At 65.0% G+C, this 19,703-nt stretch carries 18 protein-coding genes; 10 read left to right on the top strand and 8 right to left on the bottom strand.

What is annotated here, in order from left to right:
• The first annotated feature begins 21 nt into the window (after positions 1 to 21).
• Both CAFEA_RS00390 and amn read left to right on the top strand, forming a co-directional pair.
• A complete protein-coding gene (locus tag CAFEA_RS00390) occupies positions 22 to 609 on the top strand; it encodes a TetR/AcrR family transcriptional regulator (RefSeq protein WP_063938679.1) in 588 nt (195 codons plus the stop codon).
• Positions 610 to 618: 9 nt separating this feature from the next.
• Entirely contained in the window at positions 619 to 1,977 is a 1,359-nt protein-coding gene (amn, locus tag CAFEA_RS00395) for an AMP nucleosidase (RefSeq protein ID WP_063938680.1), read from the top strand.
• A 3-nt stretch (positions 1,978 to 1,980) separates the two neighbouring features.
• On the opposite strand, the gene CAFEA_RS00400 is transcribed toward amn, so the two are convergent.
• The gene (locus CAFEA_RS00400) at positions 1,981 to 3,210 is read right to left on the bottom strand and encodes a dicarboxylate/amino acid:cation symporter (RefSeq protein WP_063938681.1); all 1,230 of its coding nucleotides are present in this window, start codon (positions 3,208 to 3,210) and stop codon (positions 1,981 to 1,983) included.
• Positions 3,211 to 3,346: 136 nt separating this feature from the next.
• Here CAFEA_RS00400 and CAFEA_RS00405 point away from each other — a divergent pair, with 136 nt between their 5' ends.
• Positions 3,347 to 4,279: a Sir2 family NAD-dependent protein deacetylase gene (locus CAFEA_RS00405; RefSeq protein WP_063938682.1), complete on the top strand. Its 933-nt coding sequence runs from the start codon at positions 3,347 to 3,349 to the stop codon at positions 4,277 to 4,279.
• Entirely contained in the window at positions 4,276 to 5,352 is a 1,077-nt protein-coding gene (locus CAFEA_RS00410) for a glycosyltransferase 87 family protein (protein WP_063938683.1), read from the top strand. The genes CAFEA_RS00405 and CAFEA_RS00410 overlap by 4 nt, the downstream gene beginning before the upstream one ends.
• 257 nt (positions 5,353 to 5,609) lie before the next feature.
• Here the strand turns inward: CAFEA_RS00410 and CAFEA_RS00415 are convergent, their stop codons facing one another.
• Positions 5,610 to 6,452 carry a serine hydrolase gene (locus CAFEA_RS00415; RefSeq protein ID WP_063938685.1) on the bottom strand — a complete coding sequence of 281 codons (843 nt, stop codon included), beginning with the start codon at positions 6,450 to 6,452 and terminating at the stop codon, positions 5,610 to 5,612.
• Positions 6,453 to 7,508: an ROK family transcriptional regulator gene (locus tag CAFEA_RS00420; RefSeq protein WP_063938686.1), complete on the bottom strand. Its 1,056-nt coding sequence runs from the start codon at positions 7,506 to 7,508 to the stop codon at positions 6,453 to 6,455. It abuts the gene before it with no gap.
• Positions 7,509 to 7,574: 66 nt separating this feature from the next.
• Between CAFEA_RS00420 and CAFEA_RS00425 the strand changes: the two genes are divergently transcribed.
• Entirely contained in the window at positions 7,575 to 9,218 is a 1,644-nt protein-coding gene (locus tag CAFEA_RS00425; protein WP_063938687.1) for a DUF885 domain-containing protein, read from the top strand.
• Here CAFEA_RS00425 and CAFEA_RS00430 read toward each other — a convergent pair.
• Complete coding sequence (locus CAFEA_RS00430; protein ID WP_082855737.1) at positions 9,193 to 10,182, bottom strand: AbrB family transcriptional regulator; 990 nt, start codon at positions 10,180 to 10,182, stop codon at positions 9,193 to 9,195. The two genes, CAFEA_RS00425 and CAFEA_RS00430, sit on opposite strands and share 26 nt — an antisense overlap.
• An 18-nt stretch (positions 10,183 to 10,200) precedes the next feature.
• On the opposite strand from CAFEA_RS00430, the gene CAFEA_RS00435 reads away from it, so the two are divergent.
• The gene (locus CAFEA_RS00435; protein ID WP_082855738.1) at positions 10,201 to 10,950 is read left to right on the top strand and encodes a TSUP family transporter; all 750 of its coding nucleotides are present in this window, start codon (positions 10,201 to 10,203) and stop codon (positions 10,948 to 10,950) included.
• Here CAFEA_RS00435 and CAFEA_RS00440 read toward each other — a convergent pair.
• A complete protein-coding gene (locus tag CAFEA_RS00440; protein WP_063938689.1) occupies positions 10,933 to 12,384 on the bottom strand; it encodes an amino acid permease in 1,452 nt (483 codons plus the stop codon). The two genes, CAFEA_RS00435 and CAFEA_RS00440, sit on opposite strands and share 18 nt — an antisense overlap.
• Before the next feature lie 88 nt (positions 12,385 to 12,472).
• Here CAFEA_RS00440 and CAFEA_RS00445 point away from each other — a divergent pair, with 88 nt between their 5' ends.
• On the top strand, positions 12,473 to 13,117 hold the full coding sequence (locus tag CAFEA_RS00445; protein ID WP_063938690.1) for a Rib/alpha-like domain-containing protein: 645 nt from the start codon (positions 12,473 to 12,475) through the stop codon (positions 13,115 to 13,117).
• On the opposite strand, the gene CAFEA_RS00450 is transcribed toward CAFEA_RS00445, so the two are convergent.
• A complete protein-coding gene (locus CAFEA_RS00450) occupies positions 13,098 to 15,200 on the bottom strand; it encodes an ATP-dependent helicase C-terminal domain-containing protein (protein WP_063938752.1) in 2,103 nt (700 codons plus the stop codon). The two genes, CAFEA_RS00445 and CAFEA_RS00450, sit on opposite strands and share 20 nt — an antisense overlap.
• A 25-nt stretch (positions 15,201 to 15,225) precedes the next feature.
• Between CAFEA_RS00450 and thpR the strand changes: the two genes are divergently transcribed.
• Positions 15,226 to 15,768: an RNA 2',3'-cyclic phosphodiesterase gene (gene thpR / locus CAFEA_RS00455; RefSeq protein ID WP_063938691.1), complete on the top strand. Its 543-nt coding sequence runs from the start codon at positions 15,226 to 15,228 to the stop codon at positions 15,766 to 15,768.
• Here the strand turns inward: thpR and CAFEA_RS00460 are convergent.
• Positions 15,765 to 17,087 carry an HNH endonuclease signature motif containing protein gene (locus tag CAFEA_RS00460; RefSeq protein WP_063938692.1) on the bottom strand — a complete coding sequence of 441 codons (1,323 nt, stop codon included), beginning with the start codon at positions 17,085 to 17,087 and terminating at the stop codon, positions 15,765 to 15,767. The genes thpR and CAFEA_RS00460 overlap by 4 nt on opposite strands.
• A 232-nt stretch (positions 17,088 to 17,319) precedes the next feature.
• Here CAFEA_RS00460 and CAFEA_RS00465 point away from each other — a divergent pair, with 232 nt between their 5' ends.
• Together CAFEA_RS00465 and CAFEA_RS00470 are read left to right on the top strand one after the other, a co-directional pair.
• Positions 17,320 to 17,946, top strand: coding sequence for an alpha-ketoglutarate-dependent dioxygenase AlkB (locus tag CAFEA_RS00465; RefSeq protein ID WP_253705015.1), 627 nt, complete (start codon positions 17,320 to 17,322; stop codon positions 17,944 to 17,946).
• Positions 17,943 to 18,653, top strand: a complete 711-nt coding sequence (locus CAFEA_RS00470; RefSeq protein ID WP_063938694.1) for an SDR family oxidoreductase — start codon at positions 17,943 to 17,945, stop codon at positions 18,651 to 18,653. Before CAFEA_RS00465 ends, CAFEA_RS00470 begins: the two co-directional genes overlap by 4 nt.
• Here the strand turns inward: CAFEA_RS00470 and CAFEA_RS00475 are convergent.
• A complete protein-coding gene (locus CAFEA_RS00475) occupies positions 18,650 to 19,693 on the bottom strand; it encodes a CapA family protein (protein WP_063938695.1) in 1,044 nt (347 codons plus the stop codon). The two genes, CAFEA_RS00470 and CAFEA_RS00475, sit on opposite strands and share 4 nt — an antisense overlap.
• Positions 19,694 to 19,703 lie beyond the last annotated feature (10 nt).

The raw sequence follows: 19,703 nt of genomic DNA on the forward strand, positions 1-19,703 counted from the left end.
AAAGTATCTGGAGAGCCCAGGATGAAATACGACCTGCCTGGTCGCCGGTCTGACAGCACGGACCCGCGCGCCCTTCGTACCCGCAAGGCACTTGTCGACGCGGTGCTTCGCCTCCTCAACGACCATGATGTGGCCGACCTCAATGTTTCGCAGATTGTGAAAGAAGCCGGCGTGAGCCGCCAGGTGTTCTACCAGCACTTCGCCGACCGCGACGCGCTCATCCTCGCCACCGCAGCAGACTGGGTGCTGGCCGCCTACGAGCGCTTCGCGGAGCGTTTCGCGATCGACCATAACTTCGAGGCGTCAGTCGTCGAACTGGTCAGTGTCGTCGACGGGAGGAACAAAGCCGCTGTGCGCCTGATCGATTCCCCGGTGCACACCGTGTTGGACGACGAGGTGCAGCGCGTCATGCAGGACACGATGCGCGAGCAGCTGCTTCCGCGCTCGAGGGAGTGGGGGGATGCGGATGCGCAGCTTGTGGATGACATGTCCCGCGTCTACGTCGCCGGCATGCAGCGCCTCATTGAGCAGTGCGTCCGCGAAGGTTGCTCTTCAGAGGAGATCGGCCGTCGCGCCGAAGCCGTGCGCCGTGTGCTCATTCGTGAGTAGCCTGGCTGCATGTGTGAGGTACCGGAGGTCGTCGCAAAGCTAAAAGCCCTCTACGAGAAGTCGTGTGAAATCGCGCGCTCGGGGGAGTTCGACCGCTACGGGGAGGTGCGGTACCCCAAACTCACGGTGGAGGTGGAGCGGTGGCGGCCGATCGACCGGTCTGAGCCCTTCGGCTACGTCGACGAGGCCGGCACCTACTCCGCAGTCATCTCGCGCCCGGACCTCATGGAGCCGTACCTGACGGCCCAGCTTGAGGCGCTGACCTCCAACTATCCATGTTCGGTGGAGGTCGGGTACTCCGATGTGGCGATCCCGCCCGCCTACATCAAAGGCATGCCGCCTATCGACGAAACCGCAAACCTGCCGCGCCCCACCCTGGATGAGGTGCACGACGCGATTGTCGACGGCCACTGGGACGCCTTCAACGGCGCCGAGAAACCGCTGTTCCACTTCGGGCCGCAGCGCTTCGACCTCGCACTGGCAAGGTTAGAGCACTACACCGGCATCGAAGCCGACTCGCTGCAGCGCTTCATCCTGTTCACGAACTACGCCATGCACGTGACCGAGTTTGTGAAGTTCGGGCTGCGCGAGCTGTCTCATCCTGACTCGCGCTACACGCGCCTGGTGCTGCCGAGCGGGGAGACCGTGTCCGACACCGTGGCGCTGGAGGACCTGGAGCTGGAGTCGAAATTCCAGATGCCGCGCTACGACCTGGTCACCGAAAACGGCGACGGCATCACCATGATCAACATCGGTGTCGGGCCGTCGAACGCGAAGACCATCACCGACTCGCTTGCGGTGCTGCGGCCTGAGGCGTGGATCATGATCGGCCACTGCGCCGGCCTGGACGCCCGCATGCGCATCGGTGATCTGATTTTGGGCAACGCGTACGAGCGCCACGACCACGTGCTCGACGACTACCTGCGCCGCGAACTGCCCATTCCCGCCGTGCCGGAGATCCAGCGCACGCTGGAAAAGGCGGTGTCCAAGGTCTACGGATCGGACGCGTCGCTCATGCGCACCGGCACAGTGTTGAGCACCGGCGATCGGAACTGGGAGTGGAAGGACCCGCGCGACCTGTGGGAATGGCTGCGCGGCTCCACCGCGGCGGCCGTGGACATGGAGTCGTGCACCATCGCCGCGAACGGGTACCGCTACCGCGTGCCCTACGGCACCCTGCTGGCGGTGTCCGACCTGCCGCTGCACGCCGTGCCGAAGCTGCCCGCCGGCGCCCAGGCGTTCTACTCCAACTCGAAGGAAGCGCACGTCATGTGCGCCGTCCGGGCCGTGGAGAAGCTCGCGCGGCATCCGGAGCGGCTGCGCACGCGCAAACTGCGCCGCGCGATCGGCGAGGTGCCGTTTAGGTAGGGCCTACCAGCGGGATTCGTCGAGGATCTTCTCGCGCTTCGCCACCACCGTCGCCACCACGGACTGGCCGGTGACGTTGACTGCGGTGCGGCCCATGTCCACGATCGGGTCCACCGCCAGCAGCAGGCCCACGCCGGCGAGCGGCAGGCCCAGGGTGGACAGGGTCAGGGTGAGCATGACGGTTGCGCCGGTGGTGCCGGCGGTGGCCGCGGACCCCAGCACGGACACGATCACGATGAGCACGTAGTCCGAGATGGACAGGTCGATGCCGTAGAACTGCGCCACGAACAGGGCGGCGATGGCGGGGTAGATGGAGGCGCAGCCGTCCATCTTGGTGGTTGCGCCGAGCGGGATGGCAAAGGAGGCGTACTCGCTGGGCACGCCCATAGCTTCCTCGGTGGTGCGCTGGGTCACCGGCATCACGCCCATAGAAGAACGCGTGGCGAAGCCCAGCGTGGTCACGGGCCACACGCGGCGGAAGAACTCCAGCACCGGGATGCGGTGCGCGGCCAAAACAACGGGGTAGAGCACGAAGATCACCAGCGCCAGGCCGATGTAGATGGCCAGCACGAACTTGCCCAGCGAGCCGAGCGCGTCCCAGCCGTAGGACGCCACCGCGTTGCCGATCAGGGCGGCGGTGCCGATCGGGGCGAGGCGGATGATCCACCACAGCACCTCCTGGACCACCTTGAGCAGGGAGCCGGAGAACTCGATGAACGGCTCGGCGGCCTTGCCCACGCGCACCGCGGCGATGCCGAGCAGCAGCGAGACCACCAGGATCTGCAGGACGTTGAACTTCACGGACTCGCCGGACACACCCAGGCCGAGGATGTTGGAGGGCACCACGGAGTTCAAAAAGCCCATCCACGAGCCTGTCGACGTCGGCTCCGCCGCCGTGCCCGCATCCACCGAGGTGTTCGCGCCGGGCTTGATCACCAGGCCGACGAGGATGCCGATGACCACGGAGAAGAACGCGGTAATGGCGAACCACACCAGGGTCTGCACGGCCAGGCGCGCGGCGTTGGTGACCTGGCGCAGGTTGGCAATGGAAGTGACCACCGCGGTGAACACGAGCGGCGGGATCAGCAGTTTCAGTAGCTGGACGTAGGTTGATCCGACCCAGTCCAGGGTGTCGGCCAGCGGCTGGATGTCCACGGCGATGAAGCCGAGGATGAGGCCGATGATCAGGCCGTAGATAACTTGTGCGCCGAAGCTAGTTGCCCACTTAGGCACGAGCGGCTCCTTCTAGACAGAATTGTTCATTTATGTGATAAAGACGTGGATAAACTACTCCTTCAGTCCGAAAATGTAAACCACACAAATAGACAACACGGTCTGTTCCGGGCCCAGGGGATAGACTCCCCAGACGATGGACCCCCACTTCGACGACCCAGCTATCGCCATGGCGCACCGCTCCGCCGTGCGCTCCATCGAGCGGGTCGTCACCGAAACCACCGCGCCCACCCCGAACGCCAAAGCCAAGATCCTCGACCAACTAGCAAACCCAAAAACCCTGGTCATCACCGGCGCTGGCATCTCCACCGATTCGGGGATTCCCGATTACCGCAGCAAGAACGGGCGCCTGACCAAGTCCCGCCCGATGACGTTCCAGGAGTTCGCGCACTCGCCGACCCAGGTGCACCGCTACTGGGCCCGCGCGTTCGTGGGTATGCGCTACATGCGCCAGGCCCGCCCCAACCGCGCGCACTTTGCCCTCGTTGAGCTGGAGAAGGCGGGGCTGATCCGCGGCATCATCACCCAAAACGTCGACGGGCTGCATACTCAGGCGGGCTCCGACAACGTCATCGCGCTGCACGGGGACATGGAGCACGTCGTCTGCCTCGACTGCACAACGCTGCACGAGCGCTCGCTTATCGACGCCCTGCTCACCGCCGCCAACCCCACCTACTTCGACTCGGTCGAGGTGGAGGGCTCCATGCTTAACCCGGACGGCGATGTGGAGCTCAGGCAATCCGACGTTGAGCGCTTCCGCATGATCGCCTGCCCGACCTGCGGCAGCCACAGGCTCAAGCCGCATGTGGTGTACTTCGGGGAGGGCGTGCCGAGGGAGCGTCGACAGGCTGCAGATGCCTGGCTTAAGGAATCCACAGGCGTGATCGCAATCGGCACCTCGTTGGCGGTGATGAGCGGCTACAAGTTCATCCTCGACGCGAAAAAGCAGGGCAAACCCACCGCCGTGATTAATGGTGGGCCGGGCCGCGCCGACGCGAAAGTGGACACGCTGTGGAGGGTCAACATCGCCGACGCGCTCGACGACATCCTGGACGGTCTCGACCTGTGATCGGCCTTCTTCTCCTGCTGGCGTTCGCAAGCTGGCGCTACATCGATACCGGCCTGCCCAACGCGTTCACCACCGAGTTCCCCAGCGACCTCAAGGTCTATCTCCTCGGCGGCGAGAAGGTCACCGGACACCAGCCGCTCTACGCAACCGACCTGCTTCCCGGCCTGCCGTTTACCTACCCGCCGTTCGCGGGCGTGGTGTTTTCGTGGCTGACGGAAAGCACAGCGCTCGGTGTCGCGTGGAAAGCGTTATCCGTGCTGGTGGTTCTGCTCGTGGCGCGGGCGTCTACAAGCAAACACGCCCTATTGCTTACCGCGGTGTTCGTGCTGTGTCTCTCCCCGGTGCAGGGCACCCTGTTTTTCGGCCAGGTCAACCTGCTGCTCATGGGCTTGGTGTGCCTGGATTTCCTTCCCCGTTACAGGCTTCCCGGCATCGGTGTCGGGCTCGCCGCGGGGTTGAAGCTCACGCCGGCGTTTTTCATCCTCCTGCTCATTCAGCAGCGCCGGTGGGGTGCGGTGTTCATTGCCGCGTTCACGTTTCTGTGCACCGTGGCCACCGGATTTTCTGAGGTCACAGACGCGAAGACCTTCTGGACCGACGCCATTTTCCGCACCACCCGCATCGGCGCCGACGACAATCCGGGCGCGCAGTCCATCCGCCAGGTCCTCGCTCGCGCCGGCTACGACGAGCTGTGGCTCTGGCTTGTCCTTAGCGCGCTGGTCACAGCGCTTGGGCTTTTTGCTTCTCGACGAGCCCCCGCCCCCCTCGCCGTCTCCTTCATCGGTATGACGGCCTGCCTGGTCAGCCCGTTTTCCTGGTACCACCACTGGGTGTGGATCCTGCCGATGCTGGCCTACGTTTACAACCGCTGGGGTGCGATCGTGCTCGCGCTGTTTATGGTGCCATTTGCGTCGGTGAACGTGCTCCACGCCCCGCAGCTGCTGTTCACGCTTGCCCCAGTCGGCTTTATGCTCTGGTACACGCTACTCTCAGATTATGCGCGCCGGGGGAGAACCTGCACTCCACCGCCAGCATGGACAAAGCGATGCAGGGCTGGGGCTACGGCGAGGTAGACGACCTCATCCGTGCGAACGGCCACTTCAACAACGGCAACGGCCACCTGCACAACCTGCTGGACCCGAGGATGCGCTCCTACGGCTTCGCCAGCGTGGTCACCGCAGAAGGCGAGGCTTCCGTGACCTCCACCTGTAGTATCGGCGCAGGTAACGAGGGCATCGAGGGCGAGCAGAACACCGTCCTGCACCGCCCGGCCAACGGCAGCGAAAAGCCCAGCTCCACCCCGAAGAAGCTCGTCTTCGGCGGTGCCGGCTCATCCTCGTCGCCCAGGGAGATCATCAGCATCATCGCCGCTGTGCTGACGGTGCTGTCGGTGCTGCAGGCCCTCTTCAAGTTCGTCGAGCCGCAGCTGCAACAGTTCCGCCACCTTGTCTAGGGCGTCCATGGTGTCGTCGTAGCTGCCGTCCTCGCTGCGCGCGCCGATGGCTACCCCGTAGCCGTCGAACCAGCCGAACTGGCGGGTGTGCCAGGACCCGTCGGTCTCGTCGTCGGACCAGCCTCCCTTGAACGGCACGGTCTCTAGCGTGCCCAGCCCGTAGGACTGGTCTTCGGCGATGTGGTGCATCTCCATGATCACCGGGTCGTCCTCGTCCTGCTGGCTGAGGTAGAACGCGTAGCGCGCCTGCCCGGGAAACGACCAGCTGGTGGTGCCGAAGGCGCCTTCCACCTGCACCTTGGAGCCGGACTTGGCAATCTCGTCGCGGACCTTCTCCCCGGCTTCCTTGTCGCTGCCCATGCAGTCCCACAGGGTGCGCGCGGAGTCGTTGTCGGACCACTTGATCGAGGCTTCGGTGAGTTCCTCGACGTACTCTTCGCCGTAGTCGCAGTGCTCCACCGCGGCGCGGGCGATGGGGATCTTGATGGTGGACCAGGACGGTAGTGCGTAGAGGGATCCTGTTTGCGTCATCTCGGAGCCGTCGAAAAGCGCGACGCCCACCTCAGTGCCCGTTTCCTTCTCAATTGCGGCCACCTCTTTGTCCAGGCCCTCGAAGGGATCCGGTGCGGGTTGGGTGGTCACCTCAGTGTGCAACGGCTCGGCCTCCTGGGCGGCACAACCGGCCAGGAGCAGCACGCAAGCCCAAGCGGCGCGCTTCATCTACGCCCCCGCCACCTTCAGTGGCTCGCGCAGCACGTAGTCCAGCGCCACGGCGCGGGCGATGTCGCGCACGACCTCGCGGTGGGTGGGGATCAGGCGCAGCTCCGGGCGGCAGTTCGCCTCCGAGCGAACGGTGCGGGCGAACGGGGCGGCAGCCAGCGGGTCGTCGATAAACGCGCTGCCCGCCACCACCACCGTCGCGGGGGAGTAGGTACTGCACAGCCCCGCCACCAGCGAACCTAAGCCCCGCGCGCGGCGGTCCAGCGCGTAGCGGGTGTCCTCGCGCGAGTCGGTCACCGCGTCTTTGAGCGTGCGGATATCCTCCTCGCCGATGGCGTCGATCAGGCCCCGGGTGGTCAGCTCCCCTTGCCCCACCTCGATCGGCTCCACGCCGTCCGGGTGGGAGATGGCGCAGGCGATGGAGTCGTCAGCGAACAGCGCCATCACCGACGGGATGTTCAGCGAGGCGGTGGAGTGCATCTCCGAGCCGACAATCGCGCTGGAGATGGAGGAAACCTCCACCGGCACCGAGAACTGCTCGCGCAGCTGGTCGCCGATGTCCACGCCGTCCCAGCCCAGGTTCGGCGCGAAGACCTTGCCGCCTTTGCGCACCGTGCCGGAGGTGGTCACGCCCACGGTGCGGATGGGGCGCTCCAGCTTGGTGGTCATCTGGTTCAGCTCCGCCATCATGGACTGGATGAAGTCGTCCTCGCTGACGTTTTTCACCGTGATGTCCATGTCGCGGCACAGCAGCGTGCGGCCCTTCAGGTCGAACAGGGCCACGTAGGTGGATTCGGTGCCCACCGACACGCCCGCGTGCACGCCGGGGGTGTCCGCCAGCTCCAGCGGGATGGTGGGGCGGCCGCGCCCCTTGGACTGGGTCAGGTCGTTGCGCTCGGTGACGTAACCTGCGTCCACCAGCGCGGAGATCGCGCGTGTGACGGTTGGCTGCGACAGGCCGGTTGCTTTCACAAGATCGCTTCTCGACGTCGTCTCGTGCAGCCGAATAAGGTGCAGACACTTAGCTGCTGGCGTTCGCGGGCGTGAGAAGGGCATATGAATATATTTACCTGGCCCCTGACGTAATTGTCCATTTGGCCAGCTCCGATACAATCGCTCGGCATGACCAACGAAAGCTGGCGCGAGCCGTCCTTATTGGACGCCACTTGTGAGGACTTCGTCTACGACCTCGCCGAGATCAGCCCCACCCTTGCCACCCAGATCGGCATCGACGGCCACGACGGGGAGCTGCAGGACTTTTCCCCGGACTACTGGGGGCGCCTGGCCGACAGGATGCGCGACCTTGTCGCGGACGTGGACGCGCTCAACGACTCCACGGACGCCTCCGACGACGAGGACGACTTCGACGACGTGGACAACCTCACCGCCGCGATCCTCCGCGACCGAATGAGCGCGGAGCTGGAGTTCCACCACCGCGGCGAGCTGTTGTGCCGGCTGAACAACATCGACTCGCCGGTGCAGACCATCCGCGACTCCTTCGCCCTGATGCCGAAGGTGACAGAGGAGGACTTCGACAACATCGCCTCGCGCATGTCGCGGATTCCGAGTGCGTTGGCGGGCTACCGCGAGTCTCTGAGCGAAGCGGCGTCGACAGGCGATGTTGCTTCCCACCGCCAGATCGACGCAGTGATCAACCAGTGCGAGCTTTTGGGCGACACCGAATCCCAGCTGGACCACCTGGGCTTGTCGCCCGATTCGCATGTGGTGGGGCACGCCAAGGAGGCATTCCTGGAGATGGCGGACTGGCTGTCCACAGAGCTGTCGCCGCAGGCATCCCACAACGACGGCGTGGGCCGCGAGCGGTACCAGCTGTTTGCCGAGTTTTTCCACGGCCGCGAGGTGGACTTGGACACCAGCTACGACTGGGCGCAGGAAGAACTGGCGAAGACCGTGGAGGAGCAGCGCGCCATCGCGCACGAGCTCTACGGCGACGTCTCCGTGGCAGGCGCTTACCGCAACCTGAACCAGGACGAGCGCTATATCCTCCGCGGCACGGACGCGCTGATTGAGTGGATGTCCGAGCTCAACGACAAAGCCGCCGACGCCTTCCACGTGCCCGAGGGCTTGCACACGGTGGAGTGCGGCATCGACCGCGCCGGCTCCGGCGGCATCTTCTACACCCCGCCCAGCGACGACATGATCCGCCCCGGCACCATGTGGTGGTCTGTGCCGGAAGGCCAGGAGACGTTCCACACCTGGCAGGAGATGTCCACCGTCTTCCACGAGGGCGTGCCGGGCCACCACCTGCAGCACGGCTACGCCTTGCTCAACCGCAACGAACTGAATCTGTGGCGCCGCTCCGTGTGCTGGAACTCCGCCCACGGCGAGGGCTGGGCGCTCTACGCCGAGCACCTCATGGAGGACCACGGCTTCTTCGAGGACCCCGGCTACCGCATGGGCCTGCTTGACTCCAGGCGCCTGCGCCTCGCCCGAGTGATGGTGGACATCGGCGTCCACCTGGGCAAGTGCACCCCGGAGGGCACCGGCACCTGGGACGCCCAATACGCGAAGGCATTCCTGCGCGACAACACCGCGATGCCGGAGGCGAACCTGGCCTTCGAGCTGGACCGCTACATGGGCTGGCCAGGCCAGGCGCCGTCGTACGCGCTGGGCTACAAGGACTGGGTGGATCTGCGCCGCCAGGCAATGGCCCAGGGGATGACTGAGCACGAGTTTCACGTCAAGGCGCTGAAGCTCGGCTCCATGCCCATGGACATGCTCACGAACGAGGTTCTCCACCACTAAGGATCTTGGGCAGCCACCCGGCGATGAGGATCACCATGATCAGCCGGATCACCTGCAGCGCCACCACGGCCGGGCTGGTGGCCAGCACCAGCACCGTCTCCAGCGCGCCGGGGCTGGTGGCCAGGTAGCCCTCGTAGAAACTCAGGCCCAGCCACTTGGACATCAGCCACCCCATGCCGGCGCATGCGAGCATCAGCCCGGCGATGTAGGCCAGCGTGGCGGGCAGCAGGCGGGAGAACCGGCGCAGTGCGGGCACGGACAGCCCGCCACCGCACATCCAGCCGATGGCCAAAAAGCCCACGATGGAAAGCAGCTGGGGCGGCACGATGGTCACGTCTATAAGCGCGCCCACCAGCACCGTTAGCACCATCGGGCCGAAGACTGAGGGGTTGGGAAACCGCAGCAGCTTGCCCGCGAACAACCCGCAGACGATCAGCGCCGGGACCAGCAGCCACATCCACCAGTAGGGCTCGAGTTCGGTCTGGGTGGCGGGAGAAAACTGCGAGGCGACCAGCGGCAGCGACACGGACACGATGAGCAGGCGCAGGTACTGGCTGAGGCTGACGTAACGAATGTCCGCGCCCACGTCGCGCGCGATCGCCGGCATCAGCGACGCCCCGCCGGGCAAAAGTGAAAGCACGCCCGTTTCCCGTGAAACGCCGTGGTTGGCCAAAACCAAACCACCGGCAAAGCCCATGGCAATCACCACCGCGCCCGCAACCACGCCCGGCAGCAGGTAGGGCAGCGGGTTCATCCCCACCAGCGGCAGCGCCGCAAACACACCGACGGTGCCGCGGGCGAAGGTGAACAGGTGCTCGTTGACGGGCAGGTCGTCCTGCGTCACCAGCGCCACCGATCCGGCCCCCAGAATCCCGGCGAGGATCCACGCTGCTGGGACCCCCAAAAACCCAAACAGCAGCCCGAGCGCCGCCGACAACGGAGCAGCCACAAGCCAACGGTTCATGTGGGGCATAGTAGTCCCGTGATCGTTTTCCTCCTCGCCGCGTCCGCGTTCGCCGGTTGGATCGACGCCGTGATCGGCGGCGGCGGTCTCGTGCTCATCCCGGTGCTGATGTCGGCCACGTCCATGCCGGCGGCGTCTGTGCTGGCCACGAACAAGGTCGCGGCAATCTCGGGCACCGCGTCCGCCGCCGCCACCCTCGTGCGCCGGGTCGGGGTCCCCAGGGCGACCTGGGTCTACGCGTTTATCGCGGGTGTGATGGCTGCGCTCGGCGCCAGGGCGGTTTCGCTTATCGACGACTCCGTGGCCACCCCAATCATCCTCGTCCTGCTTATCGGAGTGGGCGTCTTTGTGGCGCTGAACCCGAAGTTCGGGCAGGAGGGCGCCGGCATCTTTTCCGGCAAACGTCTCGGGCTCGCCGCGCTCGCTGTGGCGCTGATCGGTGGCTACGACGGCGTGTTCGGCCCCGGCACCGGCATGTTCCTCATCATGGCGTTTACTGCCGTGTTCACCCAGGGCTTTGTGCGTTCGGCGGCGATGGCGAAGGTGGTCAACACCGCAACGAACCTGGGCGCGTTATTGGTGTTCGGGCTCGGCGGCTTCATCAACTGGAAGCTCGCCCTCGCCCTTGCCGCGGCTAACGTGGCGGGCGCGCAGCTGGGGGCGCGCACGGTGCTCAAGGGCGGGTCGGCGCTGGTGCGCGTGGCGCTCCTTGGGCTCGTTGTCACGCTATGTGCGAAGTTGGGCTGGGACCTACTCCAACACCAGTGACCCGTTCACCAGCCCGACCACTGCGATCACTGCCGCGACCAGCACCACCGCGACAACGACCTTTTCGAAGGCGTTGAAGAGTGTGTCGCCGTGCTTGCGGCGCGTCCAGATGTAGGGGACCAGGCCCGGCACCACGGCGAGCGCGCCGAGCAGCACGTACACCGGGTCCGCGGCGTAGATCAGCCAGAGTGAGTACACGGAGCCGATCAGGCCCACGATAAGGTGCCTGCGGTTGTCGCGGCGGGACACTTCTGGCCCGGAGTCGTCGAAACGCGTGCCGGCGTGCGGGTGGGTCAGCCCCTTGCCTCTGATGGTTAAGAGCACCAGGTAGATGGATGAGAAGATGTACGGCAGCAGGTACATGATGGTGGCCAGCTGCACCATGGCGTTGTAGGACGCCGAGGAGAGGAAGAACACCACCACGAAGAACTGGATCGCCAGCGTGGACAGCAGCTGCGCGCGTACTGGGGAACCGTTGGAATTGTGGCTGCCCATGGAGCGGGGCAAAAGGCCGTCGAGAGCCATGAGCACGATCGGCTCGGCGCACAGCATCTGCCACGACACGTACGCGCCCAGCACCGACAGGCACAGACCGATGGAGATCAGGGCGCCGCCCCACGGGCCCACCACCTGCTCGAGCACCGCACCCATGGAATTGTCCGGCAGCGCCGCCAGCTCTTCCTGGCTGAGCACGCCGTAGGAGAGGGTGGACACCGCCACCAGGAGGCCCAAAACGGACAGGAAGCCGATGATGGTGGCCTTGCCCACGTCGCTACGCACACGCGCCTGCTTCGAGTACACCGAGGCGCCCTCGATGCCGATGAAGACCCAGACGGTGTAGAGCATGATCCCCTTGAGCTGGTCAGTGAAGGGGATGTGTGAACCCCAGAAATCCATGGTGAAGCGGTCCCAGGAGAAGCCGAGGAACGCCACCAGCACAATGAAGGCGAGGATGGGCAGCAGTTTTGCCACGGTCGTCACCGCATTCATCACTGCCGCCTGCCTCAAGCCGCGTGTCAGGCCGTAGAAGATCAGCCAGCTCATTGCACTCACTGAGAGGGCCAGCACCCAGCGGTTGGAGAAGGCCGGGAAGTAGTAACCGAGTGTGTTAAAGAACAGTGTGGCGTAACCCACCTGGGCCATCACGGAGCCGAGCCAGTAGCCCATGCCGGAGGTAAACCCGATGAAATCGCCCAGCCCCGCCCGCACGTAGGAATAGACGCCGGAGTCCAGGTGCGGCTTCCTCACCGCGAGGATTTGGAAAACGAAGGCGATGGAAAGCATTCCCACGCCCGCGATAGCCCAGCCGGTGAGCATGGCGCCCGGGCTGGCTACTGAACCAATGTTTTGGGGCAGCGCGAAAATGCCGGACCCGATGGTGGATCCGATAATGAGTGAGACCAAGGTCCACACGGAAACAGTGCGCTTTGACATGGCGAGTAAGACTACATCAGGACTTGTCGACTACAATCATTCCATATTCAAAGCCGTATAAACATTTACAACTGAGGAAACCTTAGAAATGCGCACCAAACTTATCGCCTTCACGAGCGCCATCGCGCTCGCCTGCGCGTCCGTTTCCCCAGCTCATGCCGAAGATGGGTACGATCCCACCAACGTGGTTCCGGGCCTTACAGCCACCGTAGAACCCCCGCTGCCACTCGGTGCAGCATGGTACGAAGCGAACTCCATGCCTAGCTGGGCGACGATCACGCCAGACGGCACCATCCGCCTCGAACCGGGGGAGGACATCACCCCCGGTGTGTACACGTGGACCGTGACCGCGACGTTCGCGGACGACACCACCCAGGACTTCCCGGTCCGCGTCACTGTGGGCGACGAGACTGAGGATGAGGCGTCCCAGGAGGGCGCCGTCATCGACGCGTTTGTTCAGTACGCCCCGGAGGTCTCGCACCGCTGCGCCGCCACAGCCCTCGGCGTCGGCCTGCCGCTGCTTGTGTTGCTGCCCCTCGGGTTCGCGTCCCAGCTGAGCATCCCGTTCGTGGCGCGCCAGGATCACCTGCAGCTGCAGGTGGACGACCTACCGTTGCAGTTGGACGTGAAGCTTCGCGACCTCAACTCCAGGGACGTGGACATGGGCATCGCCGCCATCCTCGCCGCCGCGGGCCTCGCCGGCGCCGGCGCCATCATTTCCCAGTGCCAGTAGGGTCCTCAGGCCACGCGTGTTTGGGGTAGCGGCCCCGCATCTCCTTGCGCACCTGCTGGTACGGCCCCTCCCAGAAGCTGTCTAGGTCGTCCGTCACCGCGAGCGGGCGCCCGGCGGGGGAGAGCAGGTGGTACAGCACCTTCACGCCTGAGACCGTCTGTCCCTTTTGACCAAACATGTGCTGCAGCTTCACGCGCTTGACCGGCCTGCCGCTGCCGTACTGGTATTCATTCGGCGCCGCCGCATCCAGCACCGCCACCTGCCGCCAATCCAGTTGGCGCAGCATCGCTTGCCGCATGTCGCAGCTGCCTATCGACGCACCTTCGGCCACCCCACGTACCTCGACCGAATAATCGCCCTGGCTGACATCCGGCCAGCCCAGCGTCTCGTGCAGGAAGTCCAGCCGCTCCTTCAAGTGCTGCTCCTCCTTGGTGAGCGGGAAGCTGGCGAAATCTAGCCCGGTGAGCGCCTCCGCCGCCTCATCCGGCGTGAGCTTCACCGGTGTGGAGCTGAGCTCGATCGCGCCGATCCTGGCCACCTTCCGGCCCCGGACCTTGCCGTCTTCCAGGTAGGCCACCTTTTCTTCCACCACGCGGTGCTCCGGAAACGCGATCGGCTCCGCCTCCCGGATGACCGCGCCGTTGTGAGTCCGTTGCACCTCCGCGGCGGCGATCCACTCTGCATTGGAGTTGAACTTCGCTCGTGTTCCGGACGCCAGCTGGTAGTCCTCGCCCACCTTCTTGGCTATCCACTGCGGGAAGGCAGACGCAATGACTTCGCCCGGGTCCACCGGGCCCTTGTCTTCCACCAGCCTGCGCAGCCGCTTCGGGTCCGCCTCGCCTGCAAGTCTCGCCACCGTCGGCGCCGCCTGCGCGCCCCACTCCAGCAGCGCCGCGCCGAGTCTCGGGTCCACGGGCATACTCGCGAGCTTCCTACCAAAGGCGGTGATCTTGCCGTTATGTGTCGCCCCGAGCTGTTCGAGGTTGGATGCGGCTTCGGAGAGGTCCTTTGGTTCGTCGATAAGCGGTAAGTCCGGCGACCCCCAAGCCTTCATGGTCAAAAGCGCGCCGGTGAGGTCCGCGGTGAGGATTTCCGGGGTGATGTCCGGCTGCATCTTTGCGTACTCGTCGCGGGTGAAGATGCGCACCACCTCGCCGGGTCCCTCACGTCCCGCGCGGCCCGCCCGCTGGTCAGCGCTGGTTTTCGCCTCCGACACCGTGACCAGGCCCGTCATGCCCCTGGCGTCGCGCTTGGGCACCCTGGACAGCCCGGCGTCCACCACCTTGCGCACCCCCGGCACAGTTATCGACGACTCCGCCACCGACGTCGCCACCACCACCCTGTTGGCGCCGCGCAGCGCCTCGTCCTGCTCCTTGCTGGTCTGGCGGCCGTGGAGGGGCTTCGCGTCGTCGAGGAACCCGCACACCAGGTCCACCTCGCGCACGCCCGGCACAAACACGAGCGTCCGGTGCTCACTCTGGGCGTGGGCGGCGACGTGACGATAAAACTCCTTTGTCCCCCGGATCCTTTCTGCATGCGGCGCGTACTGGATGTCCAGCGGGTGCGTCACCGCCTCCGTGGACAGAATCCGCGCGCCCATGTGGTCTGCGAACTTCTGAGCGTCGAGGGTGGCGGACATGGCGGCCAGGTACAGGTCATCGCGCAGGAGCGCGACCTCCATGCACATCGCCAACACCAGGTCGGTGTCTAGTTGGCGCTCGTGCACCTCGTCGATCACCACGGCGTTGACGCCCTCGAGGCCCGGGTCCTCGAGCAGGCGGTTCAGTAGCACGCCCGGCGTGACAAATTGGACCAACGAGCCGTCCTTGTGTTCGCCGCGGATGCTGTAGCCGACCTTTTCGCTGTCGCTGAGCTGCGCGAGCCTGTGCGCCGCGGACCGCACCGCCACCCTCCTGGGCGCTGTGACCAGCGTTTTTCCCACCTTGTTCGCGATCGCCGGCGGCACCAGTGTGGTCTTGCCCGTGCCGGGCGGCGCCTCCACCAACAGTGGGCCTTTGTCCGGCAACTGGTCGATGACGCGCGACACGGGCAAATCCCGTCCGATTTTCGCGAGGTCAAACATGGCAATAAAGGGTAGCGTGTGGGCCATGAGACGCCTCTTCGCAGCGATCGTCCCTCCGGCCGATGTTCGCGAACACCTCATCACCGCCCTGCGGCCCATCCGCGACTTCTCGGGCACAGAAGTGCGGTGGGCCGACCCCGACAACTGGCACATCACGGTCGCCTTCTACGGGTCACAGCCGAACGACGCCGCCGCGGTCACCGACCACCTGGCCCAAGCCACCGCCTTCACCCGGCCCTTGAGGTTGCACCTCCGAGGGGCCGGGTGTTTTGATCGGCGCACCATGTGGATCGGCGTCGGCGGCGACAAGGCACCGCTGAAAGACCTGATGGCGGACTGCCAGCTCGACCCGGACATGCGCCGACGCCAGCGCGCGCACCTGACCGTCGCGCGGACCGGAACAAGAACCAGGGATCCATGGCTTCTCGACGACCACGCCCACGCCCTCGCCATCTACACCGGCCCCGAATTCGCCGCCGATGAAGTGCTGCTGTTGGAGTCACACCTAGGCAGGGGCCGAAGCGGCGGCCCAAAGTACGAGGTGGTGGATAAGTTCTACCTGCGTTAGTGCTCCTCTTCCGGGTCGGGGAACGGGGCCTCAACCGGTTCTTCGGGTAAGGGTTCCACGTACGGCATCTCCGGGGTGAACCCGAATTTCATGCCGTACTCCTGCTCCAGGTCCTGGATCGCGGCAGTCGCCTGCTCGAGGTCGAGGTCCTGGTCGAAGGTGTCCAGGATCTTGTGGCCTTTGGCGAAAAACTCCGCGACCCGGGCGCGATTCTTGCGCACGGCGGACATGCTGGACTGCCACCTAGGATTGTGCGGCGTGAACTGGTCGCGCAGGAGACCATCTTCCACGGTGACCACGTAGGAGCCGTCGGCGAACAGCCAAATGATGTCCCCCGTGTACGGGTCCGGGATGTAGAACGCCGTCCGGTCGGTCTTCATGTTGTGGTGCCGCTGGCACAGGGGGAACAGGTTGTCCGCCTCGGTTGGGCCGCCCTCGTCGTACGGAATGCGGTGGTCCAGCTGACACTGCTCGGCGGGGCGGTTGCACTCCGGGTAGATGCAGGTGCGGTTGCGGGCGTACACGGCGTGGCGCATTCCCTCGCTGGGGACGTAGCCCCGCAGGCTTTTCTTCAGCTCAGCGTCGAGGTCACGTTCGTCTAAGAATGTGTCGGCGATCCAGCGCTCGAAAGCGGTCGCGGCCTCCGGCTCGGTCCACCCGCGGCCGGAAATGAATACCGGGTCGCCATTGCCGCGGTTCTTTGGGCTGTACACGTGCAGTACCGGCGAGACCTCAATGCCGAGGGCTTCTCCGCTGAGCAGTTTGATGGCCGCGTCGGCCGCGCTGATGCCGAGCTTGCGCGCCACCTCGACGACATTGGCCTGGATCCTCCGACCGTCCAGAGAATTCGTGTCCAGCTGCACGATCGCACGGTCGCGGTACTCGTGGACGCCGAACTTCTCTGAGTTGTCCTGCTCGCGGTTTTCGCGCTTGCGCTTGTCGTAGGCGCGGCCTCTATCCATGCGCTTGATCGCGGCCCGGATGCGGTCCGTAACCGTCTTGCGCTGGGGAACGGCCTGGTCGTGGCGGGTGGGGGTGAAGGTGTCGAACAGGATGCCGTCGATAAGCATGAGTGCTTCCTCGTCCACATCCGGTCCGAGCTCCTCGATCGCGGTGTAGACCGCGGTGAGGTGCCCCACGTCCATCAGGCGCGTTTCCTGCTGCAGTTCGCGCAGGCGCGGGAGGTCCTGCAGCGCGGCGTGCCCCAGGATCGCGTTTTTGACAAACCCCTTGTGCCAACCGGTGGCGAGTTGTAGCTGGGTCACTGTGGCGTCGAAATCTTCGACGTCGAAACCGGGGTACGCGTAGTGCCCAAACATCGTCCAATACGTGTCCCGGATGGCCTGGGCACATTCGCTATCCGGGTCGTGTTCTCGCTGGTTACGGAATTTTTTCGGTGCTGTGGTCGCGGTTGTCACGGTCGCCCCTCTCGTCGTGGCACCTTCCATAATATAGAACACAGAACCGATTGTCAACGGATATGCCAGGAAAAAGAACAAATAAACCACTCACACATTCGACACCGACGAGAGGGTGCGCTACATTAATCCCGTGCTCGTCATTCCGCGGCCACCCGCCCGCATCATCCCTGGTGCGGTTCATTTGCCTGCCTTTTTCACGCCCACTGAGCAGGAGGAACTGGTCAATCAGGCGCGCGAGCTGGCACAGAAAGCGGCGGGGACGCCGGTTGCTATGCGACGTCCAAAGGTCGGCCACGGCCAAATGGATGCCTGGCTGCTCTCGCTAGGCTGGTTCTGGGCGACGAACCCGTACCGCATTGTCAGGGAGGTCGACGGCCACCCGGTGCCGCCGATCCCGGAGAACTTCCAAGCCATCGCGGACAACGTCATGACGAAGGCGCGGGAAATAGACCCGCTTGTCGGCCCGACCCCAACAATCGAAACTGCGCTAGTGAACTTCTACCCGCCGGGCAAGGGCATGGGGCAGCACGTGGACGCGGAGGAGGAATCGGACAACGCGGTGGTCAGCCTGTCGTTCGGCCAAGACACGATCTTCCGCATCGCAGGACGCGATACGCTGCTCCTATCGGGCGACGTCGTCGTCTTTGGCGGGCCCGCCAGAAGGGCGAAACACGGCGTGCTCGGCGCGAGAAAAGGGACGTCCGACCTGCTTGACGGCCGGTTGAACATCACGATGAGACAGATGGAGGGCTCATGAGCGAGCAGAAGGTAGCAGTAGTCACTGGCGGATCGGCAGGCATCGGGGAGGCCACCTGCAGGGCGCTGGCCAAGGACGGCTGGAAGGTCGTCGTGGCGGCGCGGCGCCTGGAGAAGTGCCAGCAGATCGCAGACGAAATCGGCGGGGTAGCGATGGAGTTGGACGTGGTGGACCGGGGGAGCGTCGAGAAGCTTGCGCAGCTTGAACGCGTGGACCTGCTGGTTAACAACGCCGGCGGCGCGAAGGAGCTGGATTACCTACGCGACGCGGACGACGCGGACTGGGAGTGGATGTTCCAGACCAACGTGATGGGCACCATGCGGGTGACCCGCGCGCTGTACCCGCAGCTCAAGGCCGCCAAAGGCCTGGTGGTGAACATCGGATCGGTGGCTGGCACGGACGCGTACAAGGGCGGCTCCGGCTACAACGCCGCAAAGCACGGGTTACGCGGCGTAACCAGGGCGTTTCGGCGCGAGGAGGCGGAAAACGACATCCGCGTGTGCGAGATCGATCCCGGCAGGGTGAAAACCGACTTCGCGCTGAACCGCTTCGGCGGCGACGAGGAGCGCGCAAACAAGGTCTATGAGGGCAAACAAAACCTCACCGCGGACGACATCGCCGAGGCCGTCCGCTGGGTGGCCAGCCTCCCGGCGCACGTGAACATCGACACGATGAGCATCATGCCGGTGGACCAGGCGGAACGCTAGAGGTAATCCACCACCTCCACGTTGAGGCGCTCCCGCAGGTCCGTCATCCATTTTTGAACGTCCACGTAGTCGCCGGCCTCGACGAGGGGGAGCACATGGTGGTCGTAGCTGATCGGCGGGCCGACGGTATAGGTGGGCATGAACCGTGCGCCGGTAAACGACACCTCATCGCCGCGCTCGGTAAACGTGAACTCGCCGATGCCGCCGATCTTGGTCGGCTCCTCCAACTGGCCGTGGAGGAAGTTGCCGTGGGAGTACCAGACGGGCCCGTCGAACGGCTCGACCACGTGCGGGTGCCCGCCGAGCACCAAGTCAGCGCCCGCTTCCAGGGCAGCCGCGGCGGTCTCCTCCTGGAACTCGTTTTGCAGCGGGGCGTACTCATCGCCCATGTGCAGCATCACGACGGTGACGTCTACCTCGGAGTCCAGGGTGGTGATGCGGTCCGTGAGGTTGTCGTCGATAAGCGATGCAAAATGCTCCTCCTCCACAGGCAGGCCGTTGGTGCCGTACGTGGAGCCGAGGAAACCGACGGTGATGCCGTTCGCCTCGATGATGCGCGGGGTGGCGGCGTCGGCGGCGCTGGAGAAGCTGCCCGCGTAGAGCATCCCCCGGTCGCGCATGTGGCCGGTAGAGGCGATCACGCCCTCGCCGCCACGGTCCATGGAGTGGTTGGTGGCGTTGTTCACGATGTCCACGCCAGAACTTTTCAGTGCATCGATGATCTCGGACGGGGAGTTGAACTGCGGGTACCCGGACAGGCCGAACGCCTCGCCGGCGACGGGGACCTCCATGTTGGCGGTGGTGATGTCGGCGTCCGCCATGTACTGTCTGACCGGGTCGAACATGCGCGTAAAGTCGAAGCCGGTGTCCGTGCGTGCGGTGGTGTACACGTCGGAGTGGACGAGGATGTCGCCGACGGAGCGGATGGTCACGGTGGAGACGGCCTCTTCGACCTCTTCAACGACCTCGGGCTCCTCTGGTGTGTCTGGTGTGCATCCCGCGAGCAGGAGCGTGAGGGCCAGCGCCCAGATTCTTCGCATGCCTTAGACT

This window comes from Corynebacterium afermentans subsp. afermentans (assembly GCF_030408355.1).
GTDB lineage: Bacteria > Actinomycetota > Actinomycetes > Mycobacteriales > Mycobacteriaceae > Corynebacterium > Corynebacterium afermentans.